Origin of the sequence: Gulosibacter molinativorax (assembly GCF_003010915.2) — a bacterium.
GTDB classification, from domain to species: Bacteria; Actinomycetota; Actinomycetes; order Actinomycetales; family Microbacteriaceae; genus Gulosibacter; species Gulosibacter molinativorax.
Genome location: NZ_CP028426.1, coordinates 683,343 through 701,953, shown reverse-complemented (window position 1 = coordinate 701,953; position 18,611 = coordinate 683,343). Strand labels below are relative to the sequence as shown.

Genomic DNA, 18,611 nt, shown 5'->3' with positions numbered 1-18,611 from the left:
GGTGCGGGGTTATTCCGACGCGGGCGCTGGCTCGCTGCCTGCTGGCTCGCTGCCCGCATCCCAGCTGCCCTCATCCCAGCTGTCCGCGATGAGCTTGCGGAGGTCGCCGAGCAGCTGCGGCATCGGCTTCGTCTTGGCGATGATCGGCATGAAGTTGGAGTCGCCGAACCAGCGCGGCACGATGTGCTCGTGGAAGTGCTCCGCGATGCCGGCGCCCGCGACGGAGCCCTGGTTCATCCCGATGTTGAAGCCTGCGGCGCTCGTCGCGCGCCGCAGGACGCCCATCGCGCGCTGCGTGAGCTTGCCGATCTCGAACAGCTCCTCATTGGTGAGCTCGTCGTACTGCGCGACGTGACGGTAAGGGCACACGAGCAGGTGGCCGGAGTTGTAGGGGTAGAGATTCATCACAACGTATGCGTGCTCACCGCGGTGGATGATGAGGCCATCCTCGTCGGACTTCTTCGGTACCTCGCAGAACGCGCAGCTCGAGCCGGGCTTCTGGCGTTCCTCGCCGTCGTGGATGTACGTCATCCGGTGCGGCACCCATGTGCGCTGCACCTCGTCCGGCACGCCTGCGAATTCCTCCGCGGGCGCGAACTCCACGCCGTCGAGCTCGCCCTCCGGGAAACCGAGGTAACCCGGCACTACAGGTCCTCGGCCGCGTTGACGTTCTTGCGCTCCTCGATCGCGCCCGTAATGAGCTCGATCGCCTCCGCTACTGGGACGCCGTTTCGCTGCGAGCCGTCGCGGAAGCGGAACGAGACCGCGTTGTTGGAGCGGTCTTCCTCACCCGCAATGAGCTGGAACGGCACCTTCGACTTCGTGTGGGTGCGGATCTTCTTCGGCATGCGGTCGTCCGAGTCGTCGAGCTTGGCGCGCACGCCCTTGCCCTTGAGCTGTTGGATGACCCCGCCCAGGTACTCGGCGTACTCGTCCGCGACGGGGATGCCCACAACCTGTTCCGGTGAGAGCCATACGGGGAACGCGCCGGCGTAGTGCTCGAGGAGGATCGCGAAGAAGCGCTCGATCGAGCCGAGTAGTGCGCGGTGAATCATCAGCGGCTGCTTGCGCGTACCGTCGGCCGCAGCGTATTCGAGCTCGAACAGCTGCGGCTGGTTGAAGTCGAGCTGCACCGTCGAGAGCTGCCACGTGCGGCCGATCGCGTCGCGGGCCTGCACCGAGATCTTCGGGCCATAGAAGGCGGCGCCGGCCGGGTCATCCACGAGCTCGAGGCCCGATTCCTCGCCGACCTCACGGAGGGTGTCCTCGGCGACGCGCCACTGCGCATCCGTACCGACCGACTTTTCGGGATCCTGCGTCGACAGCTCGAGATAGAAGTCGTTCAGGCCATAGGCACGAAGGGTCTCAAACACGAACTCGAGCTGACGCTTGATCTCGTCCTTGACCTGGTCTTCGGTCACGTAGATGTGCGCGTCATCCTGCGTCAGGCCGCGCACGCGGGTGAGGCCCGAGAGCGTGCCGCTCTTCTCGTAGCGGTACACCGTGCCGAACTCGGCAAGGCGCAGCGGCAGCTCGCGGTAGCTGCGGGCGCGCGAGCGGAAGATCAGGTTGTGGAACGGGCAGTTCATGGGCTTCAGGTAGTAGTCCTGGCCCGGCTTCGTGACATTGCCCTCGTCGTCGGTGACCTCGTCGAGATGCATCGCCGGGAACATGCCGTCCTTGTACCAGTTGAGGTGCTGGCTCGTCTCGAAGAGCGTGCTCTTCGTGATGTGCGGGGTGTTCACGAGCTCATAGTCGTGGGCAAGCAGCTGCTCACGCATGAAGGTCTCGATCTCGTGGCGGATGATGCCGCCCTTCGGGTGGAATACCGCGAGGCCCGAACCGATCTCGTCGGGGAACGAGAAGAGGTCGAGCTCGACGCCGAGCTTGCGGTGGTCGCGCTTCGCGGCCTCCTCGAGGCGGGTCTTGTACGCGACCAGCTCATCCTTCGTGGCCCAGGCGGTACCGTAGATGCGCTGCAGCATCGGGTTCTTCTCGCTGCCGCGCCAGTATGCGCCGGAGCTGCGCAGCAGCGACCAGCCGTTGCCGAGCAGTCGGGTCGAGGGCAGGTGCGGCCCGCGGCAGAGGTCCGACCAGCAAGTCTCCCCCGACTTCGCGTCCACGTTGTCGTAGATCGTGAGCTCGCCCTCGCCCACCTCGACGTTCTCGTTGTCGGCCGAGCCCGCGCCGCCCTTGAGCGATACCAACTCGAGCTTGTACGGCTCGTTCGCGAGTTCCTCGCGTGCGGCCTCATCGCTCACCGAGCGACGCGCGAAGCGCTGGCCCTGCTTGACGATGTTCTTCATTTCCTTCTCGATCGCCTTGAGGTCCTCAGGCGTGAAGGGGTTGTCGACGTCGAAGTCGTAGTAGAAACCGTCCTTGATGAACGGGCCGATGCCGAGCTTCGTGCCGGGGAAAAGCTTCTGCACGGCCTGCGCGGTCACATGCGCGGCCGAGTGACGCAGGATGTTCATCCCGTCTTCGCTCTCGATCGTCACGGCTTCGGCGACCTGCCCTGCCTCGACCTCGCGGAAGAGGTCGAGCAGCTGGCCGTCTACGCGCATGGCCACGACCGCGGGAGTCTTGGGCGCATCCTGGAACAGCGTGAAGCCGTCTGTCGTCGTCGTCGCTTCCACTCGCAGCGGTGCGGCTTCTTGCTTGACGTCGAACTGGCTCACATCGGCTCCTTGTTGATTGCTTTGGAGTGAATTGCTTGGATGCGATGTCGGGATACATCGCCGTCTCGCGACGTGTGCCGCGAGACAGACCTCTATTCTAGGCCCGGCTAACCGGTGACGACGCCCCCGCCGAGCGCATCCACGAAGTCCTCGGGGTTCGGCGTGTTGATGATCCAGTTTTCGCCGACGAGGAGGTGCGCGGGAATCGCGAGGTCGAGCGCGCTCTGCACGACGCCCTCGATCTGCGAGGGGTCGTTGTAGACCGAGATCACGACCTGGTCGCTGCAGCGCCCCGCGACCGCGTCGTAGTCGCCGGGATCGAGCTCTTCCCAGTTCGGGCACTCGCCGCCCGCCGCGACATACGCGTCGCGCAACTCCTCGACGCTCTCGTAGGAGGTGGGCTCACCCGTAACGCTCGGCGTCGCGTCTCCGCCACCTCCGGCGCATCCCGCGAGCGCGAGGGATGCGAGGCCGAAGGTTGCGAGGAGCCCGGTCGCCGATTTGGGAAGTCGTCGTGTAGTCACACCACGACGATACCGGTCCGCGGGAAGACTCACGGCGCGCATTGCCGCTAGCGCTCACCCCTGCCGAAGTACTGGCCAGGGCAAGCGCTAGCGGCAATGGCCACGCGGTATGCGGCTACTCGGCGGCGAGGCCCTGCGCCGGGGCGATCCGCACGGCGCGCTGCGCCGGCCCGAGCCCCGCGATCACCCCGAGCGCGAGCGCGATGGCAATGGCCAGTGCAATGCCCGTCCACGGCAGCGCGATCACGGTGGAACTCCATCCCAGCGCGCTCACCGCCGCGGCGATGCCGAGCGGAATGCCGATCACTAGCGAAAACGCCGCGCCGATGCCCGCGAGCGTGACCGATTCGATCAGCACCATCCGTCGAGTGTTGCCCCGCGTCAGGCCGAGCGCACGAAGCAGCGCGATCTCGCGCCCCCGCTCGGCGACCGCGAGCGCCATGACACTCGCGAGGCCGATCCCCGAGATCACCACGGTGAGCCCGAGCATCCCGACGACGAAGCCAGCGACCATCGCGAAGATCTGTTCGTAGATCTGCACCATCGGCAGTGAGCCGTAGGCGTCGAGCGTGGCGTAGCTGTCTTGCAGCTCCGTGACCTCATCCATGAGCTCGGTGGACTTGCCGTCGGCCGCGATGACCCAGGCCTGTGTCCCGGCCTGCGCCCCGCTGAGGCGATCAACCGTGCCCTCGCTCGCGATTGCGGCAACCTCGAATCCGGAATCGTTCTGGATCGCATCCGCAAGCGGGGATGCGCGGACCGTCAGCGTGAGCGTGTCGCCTCCGGCGTCTACAACCTCCACGGTTGAGCCCTCGAGGGTGTCGTTCTGCTCGGCCAGCCAGGTGGGGACGATGAGCTCGCTATTCGACACCGCATCCAGGACTCCCCCGTTCCACGCCTCCGGGACAGCGGCCACGGACGTGATCCCCAACGTGTCGCTGAGCGATTCGAGCGGCGCCTCCGTGACCTCGGCCACGTTCGACGTGGCGTCAGAATCGGTGAGCGTCGAAATCACGTCGCTCGAGATCGCCCCACCGTCGTTCGTCGCGACGACGAGGTCGATCGGGAAGTCCTCCGTGAGTGTCTTCTGCAGCGACGCGGATGCGGACTGCAGGGCCGTCAGCATCCCGATGATGAGGCTGCCGCCGAGCGCGATCGCGAGCACGACCGTCCCGGTCCGGCGCGACATGCGCGAGAGGTTCTCCCCCGCGAGTTTCGACACGCTCCCGGCCCCCGCGATCACTCGCGCGATCAGCGGCATGATCGCGCGCACGAGGAGCGGCACCACGATGATGAGCCCGATCGCGAGTACGATGCCGGCCGGGATGAGGAGCGGGAACCAGGCCTGAACCGCGCTGACGATCGCGCCGGCGATTCCAGCCGCGGTGAGGATAAGGCCTACGACCCACTGCCACGTGCGCCGGCTCGAGGTGGTCTCGTCGGTCGTGGCGGATGCGCTGAGCGCGGCCATCGGCGACAGAGTGCTTGCCGAGCGGGCCGGTGCCCAAGCCGAGAATACGGTCAGCGCGACGGTCACGAGCAGTGCCGCGATTAGCCATCCCCAAGCCAACGGCACGCTGCCGGTCGAGAACCCTGCCAGCACCGCGATGCCCCAGCCGAGCGCGACCCCGACCACGAGCCCGGCGATCGCGCCGATCGCGCCGAGCAGGAGAGCCTCGGCGAGCACGGTCCGTTGCACTTGCCTGCCGGAGGCACCGATCAAGCGCAACAGGCCGTTCTCGCGAAGGCGCTGCGCGAGGAGGACCTGGAAGGTGTTGCGAATGACCATCGATGCGGCGAGCAGCGCAATCACGACGAAGATCATGAACAGCGTCGCGAGGAGATCCGTGCCGCCGGCCAAGCCGTCGACTAGCAGCGCAAGATACTGCTGGGCGGTATAGGCCTCGGGCGCGCCATCGGCATCACCGAAGGATGCATTCAGGTCGGCTACGAGCGCCGCGGTGTCGGCGCCCTCCGCGGTCTGCACGATGAGCTCCGTCGGGCTACCGAGCGTCGCCGCATCCGCCGCCGAGGCGTACACGATCGGCGACGAACCATCAGCGCCCGGAGCAAGCTCGATCATGCCGGCGACCGTGAATTCCGATTGCGTCTGCGCGTCCGAGTACACCGAGATCGTCACTGTGTCGCCCACGCCGACCTTGAGCGCGTCGAGTCCCTTCTGGGTGAGGACGATCTCCCCGGCCCCGGGCCACTCGCCTGACGTGAGCGTCATCCACCGCAACGACTCCGTCGCGGGCACCTGCTGAATGTCGAACCACACCTCGCGGCGATCGACCTGCGCGGCGCCGAAGCCGGCGTGCAAGATTTCCTGTGCCACGGCATCCGGATGCGCGGCGACTTCCGCGAGCGCAGCCTCGGTCGGCGAAGTGACCACGACATCCGCGCGGGATGTGGGCGCGGCGAGCTGGTTCTGCAGCGACTCGTTCAGCGAGGTGATGAATGTCCCCGTTGCGGTGATCGCCATCGCGCTGAGGAGTGCTGCGAGCACGATCGCGAGCACGCGGCGCGGGCTGCGGCGGATCTGCTTATCCGCGAGTTCTAGCGTCGCGCTCATGCTCCGACCCCCGCCATGGTCGAGACGATCGCCTCGTAGTTCACGTCATGGAGCTCGTGGGCGATCCGGCCATCCACCAGGATGAGCACCCGGTCCGCAAAGGCGGCCGCGGCCGGGTCGTGGGTCACCATGATGACCGTCTGCTGGCGCTGGCGCGCGGCTGACTGCAGGCTCTCGAGGAGCTCGCGGCCGGTGCGCAGATCGAGCGCGCCGGTCGGTTCGTCGGCGAAGATCACCGCGGGCCGCGTAATGAGGGCCCTCGCGACCGCGACGCGCTGCTGCTGCCCGCCCGAGAGCTGGTGGGGACGGTGCCCGAGGCGCTCGAGGATGCCGAGCCGCGACGCGAGCATGTCGATCTCGCCGTTATCCGGCTGCCCGCCGGCGAGGCGGATCGGCAGCGAGATGTTCTCGCGCGCCGTCAACGTCGGCACCAGGTTGAAGGACTGAAAGATGAAGCCGAGACGATCGCGACGGAGCGTCGTGAGCTCGCGGTCGCGCATCCCGATGATCGAGCGACCCTCGATCGTGATTTCCCCCGAGGTGGGGTTGTCGAGCCCCGCGAGCAGGTGCATCAGCGTGGATTTTCCCGAGCCGGATGGCCCCATGATCGCGGTAAATTCTCCGGTGCGGAAAGTGGCGTCGAGTCCGTTGACCGCGTAGACGAGCGAGTCGCCCTGGCCGTAGACGCGGGTGAGGCCTCGGCATTCGACCGCGACGCTCTGCCCCGGTGTCCTGACCGCTTGTGCCTGATGCTGTGTCATTTCTTCGCTCCCGTCCTCGGGGCTCCGTGTGAGCCCGACGCTGTTGAACTTATGGCGATTACGGGAGCTGGCACATGGTGCGAGCGGGGCAATTGCGGTGGGGAAACCCATACCTTTGGATGGGGTCGAGGCGAACGAGTGCTCCTACCATGGGTGCATGCACGAGAGCTTCATCGCGACCCACGAGCGACCCATGCGGGTCCTGCTCCTCGACGGGGTCACGGGCGGCGTGTTGCTCGCGCTATCGCTGCTCGGCGCAGTCGGTGGGAACGTTTTTGCGTCGATTGCTTTCGTCCCCGCCGTGCTGCTCTTCGCCATCCGAAGGTCTTCGCCAATCACGTTCCTGTGGCTCGCGACCGTGCTCGCCGGAACGAGCTACGCCATGGGGCTCCGCTTTGAGCTCTTCGTTTACCTGATCGTCCTCGTCGGCACCTACGGAGTCGCCGCGTTCGCGCCGCGAAGACTGCGACTCGTCGCATTCGTACCCCTCGTCCTCGCCCTCCTCATGACGGTGTTGGACGGCTGGCTGGGGCTCTTCCCGAGTGCGGGAAACAACTTCTTCTATATGGCCGAACTCCGCCCGGAGGAGCGACTCAATTCGTTGCTGTCACTGGCGGTCGTGTCCACCATTGCGTTCGTCGCAGCCTGGGCCCTCGGGATGCTCCGGCGCAGCCAGCTCATGGACGTCGTCCGCCAGCGCGAACGCGCCGACCTTCTGGAACGCGATGCGCATCGCCTAGCGCAGCTCGCGGTGACCGAGGAGCGCACCCGTATCTCGCGCGAGATGCACGACATCATCGCGCACTCGCTCGCGTCGGTGTTGACGCTCGCCGAGGGCGGCAGGATGCGCACCAAGGGTCCCGGTGACGAGACCTCGTACGCACTCTTCAACGAAATATCTGGCGCGGCCCGCACCGCGCTCGGCGACGTCAAGGTGCTACTGCATCAGGTCGATGGCGCGCAGACCGAGGCCCCGGCCTACGGCGTCGCCGACATTCCGGACCTCGCCGAGAGCGCCAAGCTCGCGGGACTGCCGCTTGAATACGCCGAGGAGGGCGAGCCTCGCGAATTGCCGAGCGGCCAGTCCCTCGCGCTGTATCGGGTCGCGCAGGAATCGATCACGAACATCCTGAAACACGCCCCCGGGCAGCGCGCAGAGCTGACCCTGTCCTGGGGCGAACGTGGCGTCTCGCTGGTAGCCAGAAATTCTCTGCCGTCGAGTACCGGGCCTGTGAGCTCAGGAACGGTGGGCTCAGGAACGGTGGGCTCAGGAACGCTGAGCCTCGCATCCGAATCGGGCACGACCTCGGGGCGGGGGCTCTTCGGGATGCGCGAGCGGGCCGAGCTCTTCGATGGCGATCTTACGGTCCGGCAGACCGACCACCTCTTCGAGGTGCGCGCCGAATGGCCCTACGCGTGAGCGCGACGGAGCGTCCCTCAGACGTTGAAAGGATAGGTATGCCGGAATCCGAACAGATTCGCGTCCTAATCGTGGATGACCAGGCGCTCGTTCGCGAGGGGCTCTCGCTCATCGCGGGCTCGGACCCGCAGATCGAGGTGGTCGGACGTGCCGAGGATGGTCGCGCGGGCGTCGAAGCCGCGCTCAGGCTGCGCCCCGACATCGTGCTGATGGATGTGCGGATGCCGCGGATGGACGGCATTGAGGCGACCGCGCGGATTCTCGCGGGAGAGGCCGAAGCGCAGGCGATTCGCGTGATCGCGCTCACGACGTATGACTCGGAGGATTTCGCGGTGCGGATGCTCGAGGCCGGTGCATCCGGCTTCCTGCTGAAGGATGCGCCGGGCGAGGAACTCGTGCGGGCAATTCACACGGTGCACGCCGGGAACGCGATTATCGATCCTTCGATGACGCGAACCTTGCTCGGGCGGTTCACTTCTGGCGTGCCTCGCGAGGCGTCTGCGGAGGCTGCCGAGCGGGATGCGCAGCGAGAGCGGATGCTCACTAGGCTCACGGCGCGGGAACGCGACGTTCTCGAGCACCTGGTGCTTGGCGAGTCGAACGCGACGATCGCGGCGGAGCTTTTCCTCGCCGAGGTGACGGTGAAGTCGCACGTCGGGCGCATCCTCGAGAAGTTCGATTTGCCCGACCGCGTGCACGTGGTCATCTGGGCGTTCGAGTCGGGGTTTCGTTCGTGATTGGTCGCTAGCTAGCATCGCGTGGGGCGACTTCGTCTCGTCATGGCTCGAGCAAACCCAGATGTTTGAAGGCCGCCGCGAGGCCATCGTGGGCGACATCGCCGGTGACGTAATCGGCGACGGCGAGCACGTCTGGGCTGCTGTTGCCCATCGCAACACCAACCTCGCAGTACTCCAGCATCGGGATGTCGACCCGCGCATCCCCAAACGCGATCGTGTCGGCACGGTCGGCGCCGAGGTACTCCAGCAATGCATCCGCCGCGTGCGCCTTCGTGATGCCCGCGACGCCGAGGTCACCGAACAGTGCCTCCGCGCCGCGGCCGCCCCAGCTGCCCGACTCGAGGTCCGGAAACTCGGCCGTGGCGTCGAGGTGGTCCTGCCACGAGCTCAATATGAAGCTGATCTTGTTCACGTCATCGCGGAAGAGGTTCGCGCCGAACACCATGTCAGGGAAGACGTCTTGAACCATCGTCGCGTCGGCGCCGGGCTCCCCCTTGCCCGCGACGTACTTGCGAATCACGGGCTGTGACGCCGACTCGAAGTGTTCGCTCCCGAACAGGCCCGCGTTGGACTCGAGATAGAACTCGAGGCCGCGCCCGTGGAGCCAGTCGACGACGCGGCGGCACTGGTCCGACGTCAGATGCTGATGCAGCACGACCTGGCCGTTGTCCTCGACGTAGCCGCCGTTCGCTCCGATGAATCCGTCGAAGCCGATCTCCCACAGCTCGTCGTAGATCTCGGCCCTGCTCCTGCCCGTGCTGAGGTACACGCGGTGGCCGGCTTCGCGGGCAGCCCGAATCGCCGCGACGGCTGATTCGGGGATGCTGTTGTCGTAGTCGACGATCGTGCCGTCGATATCAAGGAAGACGATCTTTGGCATGGCGGTCTCCTGTGCAGGACGGTGCGCGCTCGTTGGAGGCGAGACCCTTCCATACTTGCAGGAGCATCCGTTTGTAGCCAGCGTTCGACCTCGATACGCCCCTTCGGGGCTACTCGGTAAGCGGAGACTACTCGGCGAGCGCGCTAGATCGTCAGCGGGATCTCCCTCCCGGGGAACAGCGTCGATTACTGCTTCCTGCAGAGGCGCTCGACGACGAATTGGCACGCGAGTCGAATCGGCAGCGGGATGGTCGCAAAGAACGCTTACTGCTCATCCAGCGGGGTCGTCGCGAGAATCATGCCGAGATAGGCCTCAGAAAACCTTCAGAAGGTCCACTTCCATTTACCTAATCTGCGTCGCGATACGTCCCAGCGCGCCACAAGTCCCGAATTGTGCGCATTGTCTCGAACTCTTATTGTCACCAGGTGTCCGGGGCGTAGGGCCGCGCCCAAAGCGCCGCGGTCAAGGTGACCGCCTTGAACCACGCGTGATACAGCGCATCCAGCCGACCCGCATCCGACTCACCCTTCGCGAGGAAGTCGCGAATCGTCACGGTCAGCGGCACCACGAACCCGATGAGGTCACGCAGCGGCACGTGCGTCGAGGGTGATTTCACCCCGTCGGTCTCGTTTTTGCCGGTTGGATGGTGTCGCCTCGCGATCTCGTTCTGGTACGCGAGCCAATGCTCATCGAAGTCCCGCGTCGTGAGATCGGCGATCCACTGGCCGAAGCGCGCGCGGACTCGATCGAGATACTCGCCGTCTGGCTGGCCGCCCTCCCCCACGAACGTCGCGACGAGATGCGGTGTCGAGCCGACGAAGCCGTACCACACGTCAAGGATGGCATCGGTCTGCGGGATCAGGATCTCGCCCGCGCGTCTCAACGCCTCGGTGTCGGCGTCGCTCCAGAGCAGCGTGGTTTGTAGGTTGCGAAGATCGTCCAACGTCACCGGTGACGGCGCGAGATCCGGGCTGTCATAGGTGTAGCCAGGGATTGTCTCGGACATGAGTTCCTCCTTGAACCTTCGTGAGTTGCTCGCAACGACAGGAGCGCGCGTTGCCGGGATGCGCATCCTGCCTCACGGTTCAAGCATCGCGGGGTGATGGCTCAGAGATGGTTCATTTCGTCCATGGTTTTTACCTATTCGTCTGCCACGCTGATGGCATGGCGAACGAGGAACGCGATGCTGACCGGCTGGGACCGATCCTCGAGCGGTTTCATATTCGCGCGAGGCTGTTCTACCAAGGGCCGCTCTGTGGCGTCACGACCTTTGCCGCGCATCCTGGCCGTGGCTTCTTACACGTGCTTCGCCAGGGCGAGATGGCCGTGACCCACCGGGATGAGGCTGGGGCACTGCACCGAATCGAGGTCACCGAGCCGAGCATGTTGGTGTACCCGCGGCCGCTCGAGCACGCCTTCCACAACGCGCCGACGGAGGATTCCGACTTTGCGTGCGCGACGCTTGAGGTTCCCGAGGGCCACGATCACCCGCTGCTTCGGGCGCTCCCGCCCGTGATTGTGTTGCCGCTCACCTCCGTCAACCGGCTGCAGCCCGCGCTCGACCTCCTCTTTGCCGAAGTCGATGAGGGCCTCAGCGGAGACCGGCTACTGATCGACCGGCTCTTCGACGTCGTACTTATTCAATTCTTTCGGTGGGTTGTGGATCACTCATCAGAGCTCCAACTACCCGCAGGGCTGATCGCCGGACTCTCCGACCCGGATCTTTCCCGAGCGGTCACCGCGATTCACGCGCATCCTTCTCGGCCGTGGACCCTCGAGGCGCTCGCGCGCGAGGCACGCATGGCCCGCAGCACGTTCGCCGAGCGATTTGCCGCGGTGGTCGGCCAGCCGCCTGCCGACTATGTCGCCGAGTGGCGGATGCTCGTGGCCCAGGAACTGCTGCTGCGCGGCGACTCAGTGGGCCAGGTCGCCCAGAATGTTGGCTATGGGACGACGCCCGCGTTTTCGCGAGCCTTCACGCGCCGAATTGGCGTATCGCCGCGGGACTGGGCCGCATCCCACGTGTCTTGATGGTGCGAGGACTAGACAAGAGACGACCGCTCGAGGTCTGACAGTAGGAGAAGATTCGCATGCCTAATTTATTCAGCGACCCGTCACAGCAGAGTTTTGATGCGCGCCTCAATGTGAATCCGGTATTCGTACGACCGGGCGAAGCGACGCAACTGCCGAAGTACGCGATGCCCGAAGGGATGATGGAGTCTGACACGGCCTATCAGATTGTCCACGACACCGCGATGCTCGACGGTAATTCGCGGCTGAATCTCGCAACGTTCGTGTCGACCTGGATGGATGACAACGCGAAGCGGATTTACGCCGAGGCCGCCGACAAGAACATGGTCGACAAGGATGAGTACCCGGCCACGGCCGACATCGAGGACCGCTGCTGGCGGATGCTCGCCGACCTCTGGCACGTGCCCGACCCGGAAGACACCATCGGCACGTCCACCATCGGGTCGTCGGAAGCGTGCATGCTCGGTGGCCTCGCGCTCAAACGACTCTGGCAGGAGCGCCGAAAAGCAAAGGGCGAGTCGACCGCGAATCCGAACCTCGTGCTATCCGCAGGGGTCCAGGTGGTGTGGGAGAAATTCTGCAACTACTGGGAAGTCGAACCGCGCTACGTGCCGGTAACTTCTGACCACCTCGTGCTGGATGGTCACGAGCTCGAGAAGTACGTCGACGAGAACACCATCGGCGTCGTCGCCATCCTCGGCCAGACCTACACGGGCCTGTACGAACCCGTGGCGCAGATTGCGACGAAGCTCGATGAGATCGAGGCTGCTACGGGAATCGACGTGCGCATCCACGTGGACGGCGCCTCGGGAGCGATGGTTGCGCCTTTCTGTCAGCCTGAGCTTGCGTGGGACTTTGCGATCTACCGGGTGAACTCGATCAGCACATCGGGACACAAATACGGACTCGTCTATCCCGGCGTCGGTTGGGTCGTGTGGCGCAACAAACAGGTCTGCCCCGAGAGCCTTATTTTCCGCGTCAGTTATCTCGGCGGCGACATGCCGACCCTTGCCCTCAACTTTTCCCGGCCAGGTGCGCAGGTATTGCTGCAGTACTACCAGTTCCTGCGGCTCGGGCGCGAGGGATATCGAATGGTGCAACAGGAGTCGCTTGACGTCGCCCAGTATCTCTCCTCAGCGATCGAGGCGATGGGGCCGTTCGACCTCATCAGTAGGGGCGACACGATCCCGGTGTTTACTTGGCGGCTTCGTGACGGAGGTGCGAAGAACTGGGACCTTTATGACCTCGCCGATCGACTTCGCATGCGCGGCTGGCTCGTACCGGCCTATCCCATGCCGGATGATTTGTCCGACCTCGTTGTGCAGCGCATTGTGGTTCGTCTCGGCCTGAGTAGAGACCTCGCGGGCCATCTGCTCCAGGCGATTCAGGAGGAGGTTACGTTTCTGGAGTCGCTCACGGTGCCGCTCCCCCGTGATGCCGAAGCCTCCGGGCGTAGCTTCGCGCACTAGTGTCCTGATCCGTTAATTCGTTTCAGGTATTTGGCGATGGATTCGAGGATTTCCTCGGCGGTCTTGGTCCAGATGAACGGCTTCGGGTTCTCGTTCCACGCCTTCACCCAACCGCGGAGGTCTCTCTCGAGCGCTTGCACGCTGCGATGATCGGAACGCTGTAAAAGATCACGAGTAACTTCGGCGAAGAGCCGTTCAACCTGGTTGATCCATGACGAGTAAGTCGGCGTGAAGTGCATGTGAAACCGAGGGTGCTTGGCAAGCCTCGCCTTAACGGTGGGGTGCTTGTGTGTGGAGTAGTTATCGCAGATCACATGCACGTCGAGGTGTTCGGGGACGTTCTTGTCGATCTTCTGGAGGAACTTCTTGAACTCGATCGAGCGATGCTTACGATGAATTGAGGAGATCACCGTCCCGTCAGCGACGTTCAGCGCGGCAAACAAACTCGTGGTGCCATGCCGGACATAGTCGTGTGAGCGCCGTTCGGGGACTCCCGGCATCATCGGGAACGCCGGTTGCGAGCGGGCCAAAGCCTGCACCTGACTTTTCTCATCCACACTGAGCACCACCGCCGACTCGGGTGGGTTCAGATAGAGGCCAACAATGTCGTAGACCTTCTCAGTAAACAGCGGGTCGTTGGAGAGCTTGAACCCTTCCTCCAGGTGGGGCTTCAACCCGAATGCCTTCCAGATCCGCCCCACTGTCGATTTCGACAGCCCCGACTTTTCCGCCATCTTCGCCCGTGACCAGTGCGTCGCGTTCTGCGGCGTCGATTCCAGCGTGTCGATGACCACCTGTTCCACACGGTCCACACTGATCAGCGCGGGGCGACCCGGCCGCGGATCGTCAACGAGCCCGTCCAGCCGCCGCTCCAGAAACCGCGAACGCCACTTGCGCACCGTCGGTAACGACACCGCCATACGATTGGCCACCTCGGAATTCGAAGCCCCAGTCGCGCATTCCAACACGATCCGAGAACGCAACGCGAGATCCTGCGCTGACTTCCGGCGACGCACCCACCGTTCCAGTTGGTCACGCTCAGTTTCAGAGAGCTTCAGTTCGGGAAGAGAAGGTCCACGTGTTGCCATACTCCATTCTACAAAACTAGCAACGAATTAACGGTGCAACACACTAGGTGTTCTTCCCATTGACGTTGCGGCGGGTTCGCGTGACTGGGACCATGACTGGCACCAACCGGGTACCGAGCCACCACCAGGGTTCCACTCTCTAGTGCGCGATACTGGGATCGAACCAGCGCGAAAACTTCAGGGAAGAACGCAACGCGTTCGACCTGTTTTCGCGAGGTCAAGCCACCGGGCACCGAACCCACCACCAGGGTTCCACTCTCTAGTGCGCGATACTGGGATCGAACCAGTGACCTCTTCCGTGTCAGGGAAGCGCGCTACCGCTGCGCCAATCGCGCAAATCTCCACGAGACCTGCAAACAATCACCCCACAAGTGGAGCAACCGAGGTGACGACGGGATTCGAACCCGTGTAGACGGCTTTGCAGGCCGCTGCCTCGCCTCTCGGCCACGTCACCGTGTGTGGGATTCTCATTCCCGTGCAATAGGGCCGACCCAAAGGCCAGCCCCAATCACACTCGAGCGGATGACGAGACTCGAACTCGCGACCCTAACCTTGGCAAGGTTATGCGCTACCAACTGCGCTACATCCGCACTGCACCGTGGCGATAACCCCTCACGGGCGCCTCAGCACTCGAACTACATTACTGCAATTCGGGGTTGATTGCCAACTCGGGCAGGGCTCTTTCAAAGTCCTGGATGAGGCGTGCGCGCGGCGTGGCCGCTTTTAACCGATGAGAACTCCTGTTAATCCGGTGGTTACCACAACCGTTGGAACACAGGAGTTCTCACATGTCATCATCGTTGATCGACCTGATTTGCGCCACCACCACTGCTCCGACCGACTTCGAGGCTGTCCCCGAAATCGATTTCGAGGCCCTCCGCAATCTCCTCGCGACCACCCCAGACCCACGCTCCCGACGCGGCTGCCGGTACGAATTCGCGGAACTCCTCAGCATCTTCGTGGCCGCGGTACTCTGCGGCGCAAAATCCCTCACCATGATCACCGAATGGGCCGCCCACCAAGCCCAAACCCGGCCGTTCCCATCAGGACGAACCCCCTCCCTCGCCACGATGCACCGCGTCGCGACCAGCGCCGACCCGGTCTGGCTCGACGAACACTTAGGCGCGTGGACCCGCAACCAGCACTCCGTCACCAGCAAGGTCGTCGCCATCGACGGCAAAGAAGTCCGCGGCGCGAAACACGCCAACGGGCAACGCGTGTTCCTGATGGCCGCGTTCGATCACGGTACCGGCTGTGTGATCGAGCAAGAACCCATCCCGGAGAAAACGAACGAGATCCCGCACTTCCCGATCCTGCTCGCCAGGCTCGGTGACCTGCAGGGGATGATCGTCACTGCGGACGCGCTCCACACCCAAACATCCCACGCACACTGGTTACACGAGCACGGCGCACACTATGTCTTCACCGTGAAATCGAACCAGCGAGCACTGCGCGATCGGATCATGCAGCAGAACTGGGCCCACCACCAACCCGGCTTTCTCGACACCGAGAAGAAACACGGCAGGATCACTCGCTGGGAAGCGACCTGCCTGCCCGCCCCGACGCGAATCAGGTTCCCGCACGCGGCACAAACAATGCGATTGACGCGCGACCGCACCAACCCCCGCACCCGCGAGTCCACGCGCGAGCACGTGTTCGTGATCACCTCGCTGCCACCCGAACAGGCCAGCCCCGCCGCCCTAGCGAGCTACATTCGCGGGCATTGGGGTATCGAGAACCGGTTGCATTGGATCCGCGATACCGCCTACCGCGAAGATGCTTCCCAGGTCCGTACCGGCAACGCCGCGCACTTGATGGCCACGATCCGAAACCTAGCGATCACCGTGCACCGTTTGGCTGGCGCGACGAACATCACCGCGGCCCTGCGCCATGCTGGCACACGCCCGAACACGATCAGAACCATCACCGGACTTTGAAAGAGCCCTGCAACTCGGGCGGATGCGCTGGGTCATTTGTCGTGGATGTCGGTGGCTCGACTTTTCGTTTTGGCGTCTGGTCACGCTGCGGGCTGGACCACCGCACCTACATTATCCGGCGGGCCGGAAACGTCGGAGGCTCGTCGTAACATCATCCAGATCGAGCAGGTGAGCCTCCGGTTCACGATTTCTCAACCCACCTCCCTCCGAGCAAACGACGGCCGCGACGGAAATGTCGGAGGGTCGACATAACGTAGTCACAAGTTCAAAAATCACCTCCCGAATCCACATCGCCGCCGACAACCACCCAGCCGGAAATGTCGGAGGCTGGAAGTAGATTCGAAGCAACAATCGTCTCCCTCGCCTCACGGCAATTCGTCCCCCCTTGACTCAAGATCCATCACCGTTGATGAGCCAACGTCAAAGGCTCGTCGGAGCCTCAACTAGTCGGCCAGAAACGATTCAGCGAGCACCTTCCGAGGAGGTGAACTGTCCCGTGACCACGAACGCCAAGGAAGAGCCGCAGCCAGCACGAGGACGCTTCACCTCGGCTGATGACCTCTTCAACAAAGAGTTGAAGTCCGCGCTGACCGAGTACAACGAGGCCTACGTGGCGCGAGGCGCCGAGGAGGCGCGGATGCTCCGGGCACTCGCTGCCGCGTACAAGATCGCTTGGGAGCGGTCATCGGCCGCGGTCGCGGCGCCGGATGAGTACCATCCGGGCACGCGGGAGGAAGTGTTCGAGTGGCACTTCTCTTCGATCCTGGGCGAGTTCGCGCTGGGGTCGCATGACTCGGAGCGATCGCTACGCGGTCGGGCACACGACGCCCACCGGCTCGTGACCGAGTTCGCGGAATGGGTGGATGAGATCGAGGCTGGCCTCGTAGATATCCGTCACGCTCGCGCGATGCTGAAGCACACGCGAGTCCTGGAGCCCGAGCACTTCGCCGAGTACTCGGCCCAGGTGCTGGAGTTCGGGCGGCGACACACCGCTGGCCAGACTGATACACAGGCGGAACGTTTGGCCGCGACGATCGCGGCGAAGTCGTTTGAGGAGTCGCACAAGTTGGCCCGCGCGGATAGGTTCGTGAGCCTCCGTCACGACGGCCTCGGCATGTCGATGCTGACGGCGTACCTCCCGACGGAGCTCGCCAGCCCCATCGCGAAGCTGCTCGATGTTCGGGCGCGTGAGACTCGAGAGGCGGACCGAGCCGCGGCCGAGGACCATCGCAGGCAGGCTGGGGCGGCGGAGGCCCGCGGCGAGACTCCCCCGGCGGAGTTCGCGCCGGACACGCGGACCACGGCGCAGATCCGCGCCGATATCTTTGCGGAGACGCTTCTGTGTGCGACTCCCGGTGAGTCGCAGGTGAAGGCGGTTGTGAGCATCGTGGTTCCCGCTTTGAGCCTGCTGACAGGCCGGGCGGATGGGAGCGAGCCGGCGCTCCTGAACGGGATGCACCCCATCAGTTTTGATGAGGCCTGCCAGCTGGCGGGCGAGGCGACAGCGTTCCGGCGGGTCCTGACGGACCCGGTCACGGGCCACACGAGGAGTGTGGAGGCGTACACGCCGGACGCGAGCCTGCGGCGCTTCCTGCAGGTGCGTGATCGCACCTGCAGATTCCCCGGGTGCGTCCGCCCCGCGATGCAGTGCGAGGCGGACCACACGAAGCCCTTCAGCGAGGGCGGCCGTACCTCGGAGTCAAACATGGCTCATCTATGTCGATCTCACCACGTGCAGAAGCACGAAAAGCCTTGGACCGTCACCAACCTCGGTGGCGGGGTTCTCGAGTGGCGGACGCCGCTGGGGCAGGTCGTCACGACCGAGCCGGTCGCAATGGGGCCGAAGTTCGTGCCGACGGACCAGGCCGCTGGCTCCGGTCTTGCGGAGGAGGCACCACCGAAAAGTGGGGCAGAAGAAAATTCTGCCAGTCTGCCCGAAACCGGGGATGAGGACGAAACACCGCCGTTCTAGGCGGTGAGCGTTCTAGGCGGTGAGAATAGGCGACGGAGACATTCGGCCGAACCCACCATCCGGGGGTCCACTCGCGAGGTCACTCCATCGGGCACCGAACCCACCACCAGGGTTCCACTCTCTAGTGCGCGATACTGGGATCGAACCAGTGACCTCTTCCGTGTCAGGGAAGCGCGCTACCGCTGCGCCAATCGCGCAAATCTCCACGAGACCTGCAAACAATCACCCCACAAGTGGAGCAACCGAGGTGACGACGGGATTCGAACCCGTGTAGACGGCTTTGCAGGCCGCTGCCTCGCCTCTCGGCCACGTCACCGTGTGTGGGATTCTCATTCCCGTGCAATAAGGCCGACCCAAAGGCCAGCCCCAATCACACTCGAGCGGATGACGAGACTCGAACTCGCGACCCTAACCTTGGCAAGGTTATGCGCTACCAACTGCGCTACATCCGCACTGCACCGTGGCGATAACCCCTCACGGGCGCCTCAGCACTCGAACTACAGTAGAGCACTCGTCTGGCGAATACCAAATCAAAACCG

14 protein-coding genes and 6 tRNA genes are annotated in these 18,611 nt (G+C 64.3%); 6 read left to right on the top strand and 14 right to left on the bottom strand.

Features of this window, described 5'->3' with window-relative positions; all coding sequences use genetic code 11:
- Positions 1-9: 9 nt before the first annotated feature.
- The 5 genes from GMOLON4_RS03385 to GMOLON4_RS03365 form a co-directional block, all read right to left on the bottom strand.
- Positions 10-645, bottom strand: coding sequence for an HIT family protein (locus GMOLON4_RS03385; protein WP_407648513.1), 636 nt, complete (start codon positions 643-645; stop codon positions 10-12).
- Positions 645-2,564, bottom strand: a complete 1,920-nt coding sequence (gene thrS / locus GMOLON4_RS03380) for a threonine--tRNA ligase (RefSeq protein WP_051266680.1) — start codon at positions 2,562-2,564, stop codon at positions 645-647. Before thrS ends, GMOLON4_RS03385 begins: the two co-directional genes overlap by 1 nt.
- A 221-nt stretch (positions 2,565-2,785) precedes the next feature.
- Positions 2,786-3,202 (bottom strand): hypothetical protein, encoded by a 417-nt coding sequence (locus GMOLON4_RS03375; RefSeq protein ID WP_146137431.1) that lies wholly within the window; start codon positions 3,200-3,202, stop codon positions 2,786-2,788.
- Positions 3,203-3,317: 115 nt separating this feature from the next.
- On the bottom strand, positions 3,318-5,777 hold the full coding sequence (locus GMOLON4_RS03370; RefSeq protein WP_026936601.1) for an ABC transporter permease: 2,460 nt from the start codon (positions 5,775-5,777) through the stop codon (positions 3,318-3,320).
- Positions 5,774-6,538, bottom strand: coding sequence for an ABC transporter ATP-binding protein (locus tag GMOLON4_RS03365; RefSeq protein WP_051266643.1), 765 nt, complete (start codon positions 6,536-6,538; stop codon positions 5,774-5,776). The genes GMOLON4_RS03370 and GMOLON4_RS03365 overlap by 4 nt, the downstream gene beginning before the upstream one ends.
- Positions 6,539-6,695: 157 nt before the next feature.
- Between GMOLON4_RS03365 and GMOLON4_RS03360 the strand changes: the two genes are divergently transcribed.
- Both GMOLON4_RS03360 and GMOLON4_RS03355 read left to right on the top strand, forming a co-directional pair.
- Entirely contained in the window at positions 6,696-7,958 is a 1,263-nt protein-coding gene (locus GMOLON4_RS03360) for a sensor histidine kinase (RefSeq protein WP_026936600.1), read from the top strand.
- Positions 7,959-7,996: 38 nt separating this feature from the next.
- The gene (locus GMOLON4_RS03355; RefSeq protein ID WP_026936599.1) at positions 7,997-8,695 is read left to right on the top strand and encodes a response regulator; all 699 of its coding nucleotides are present in this window, start codon (positions 7,997-7,999) and stop codon (positions 8,693-8,695) included.
- Positions 8,696-8,735: 40 nt separating this feature from the next.
- Here GMOLON4_RS03355 and GMOLON4_RS03350 read toward each other — a convergent pair whose 3' ends face one another.
- Positions 8,736-9,575: a Cof-type HAD-IIB family hydrolase gene (locus tag GMOLON4_RS03350; protein ID WP_026936598.1), complete on the bottom strand. Its 840-nt coding sequence runs from the start codon at positions 9,573-9,575 to the stop codon at positions 8,736-8,738.
- Positions 9,576-9,993: 418 nt separating this feature from the next.
- On the bottom strand, positions 9,994-10,581 hold the full coding sequence (locus tag GMOLON4_RS03345; protein WP_026936597.1) for a protoglobin domain-containing protein: 588 nt from the start codon (positions 10,579-10,581) through the stop codon (positions 9,994-9,996).
- Between the two features lie 158 nt (positions 10,582-10,739).
- Here GMOLON4_RS03345 and GMOLON4_RS03340 point away from each other — a divergent pair, with 158 nt between their 5' ends.
- Together GMOLON4_RS03340 and GMOLON4_RS03335 are read left to right on the top strand one after the other, a co-directional pair.
- Positions 10,740-11,606, top strand: coding sequence for a helix-turn-helix transcriptional regulator (locus GMOLON4_RS03340; protein WP_026936596.1), 867 nt, complete (start codon positions 10,740-10,742; stop codon positions 11,604-11,606).
- A gap of 59 nt (positions 11,607-11,665) precedes the next feature.
- Positions 11,666-13,075 carry a glutamate decarboxylase gene (locus GMOLON4_RS03335; protein WP_026936595.1) on the top strand — a complete coding sequence of 470 codons (1,410 nt, stop codon included), beginning with the start codon at positions 11,666-11,668 and terminating at the stop codon, positions 13,073-13,075.
- On the opposite strand, the gene GMOLON4_RS03330 is transcribed toward GMOLON4_RS03335, so the two are convergent.
- The 4 genes from GMOLON4_RS03330 to GMOLON4_RS03315 form a co-directional block, all read right to left on the bottom strand.
- Positions 13,072-14,163 carry an IS630 family transposase gene (locus GMOLON4_RS03330; protein ID WP_265415400.1) on the bottom strand — a complete coding sequence of 364 codons (1,092 nt, stop codon included), beginning with the start codon at positions 14,161-14,163 and terminating at the stop codon, positions 13,072-13,074. The genes GMOLON4_RS03335 and GMOLON4_RS03330 overlap by 4 nt on opposite strands.
- Before the next feature lie 263 nt (positions 14,164-14,426).
- Positions 14,427-14,498: transfer RNA gene (locus GMOLON4_RS03325), tRNA-Val, on the bottom strand.
- A 48-nt stretch (positions 14,499-14,546) separates the two neighbouring features.
- Positions 14,547-14,617 (bottom strand) — tRNA-Cys (locus GMOLON4_RS03320).
- Between the two features lie 63 nt (positions 14,618-14,680).
- Positions 14,681-14,753: transfer RNA gene (locus GMOLON4_RS03315), tRNA-Gly, on the bottom strand.
- A 198-nt stretch (positions 14,754-14,951) separates the two neighbouring features.
- Here GMOLON4_RS03315 and GMOLON4_RS03310 point away from each other — a divergent pair.
- Together GMOLON4_RS03310 and GMOLON4_RS03305 are read left to right on the top strand one after the other, a co-directional pair.
- Positions 14,952-16,100, top strand: a complete 1,149-nt coding sequence (locus tag GMOLON4_RS03310) for an ISAs1 family transposase (RefSeq protein WP_106486788.1) — start codon at positions 14,952-14,954, stop codon at positions 16,098-16,100.
- Between the two features lie 496 nt (positions 16,101-16,596).
- On the top strand, positions 16,597-18,072 hold the full coding sequence (locus GMOLON4_RS03305) for an HNH endonuclease signature motif containing protein (RefSeq protein WP_051267421.1): 1,476 nt from the start codon (positions 16,597-16,599) through the stop codon (positions 18,070-18,072).
- Between the two features lie 125 nt (positions 18,073-18,197).
- On the opposite strand, the gene GMOLON4_RS03300 is transcribed toward GMOLON4_RS03305, so the two are convergent.
- The 3 genes from GMOLON4_RS03300 to GMOLON4_RS03290 form a co-directional block, all read right to left on the bottom strand.
- Positions 18,198-18,269, bottom strand: a tRNA-Val gene (locus GMOLON4_RS03300).
- Between the two features lie 48 nt (positions 18,270-18,317).
- Positions 18,318-18,388 (bottom strand) — tRNA-Cys (locus tag GMOLON4_RS03295).
- 63 nt (positions 18,389-18,451) lie between these two features.
- Positions 18,452-18,524, bottom strand: a tRNA-Gly gene (locus GMOLON4_RS03290).
- Positions 18,525-18,611: the final 87 nt, after the last annotated feature.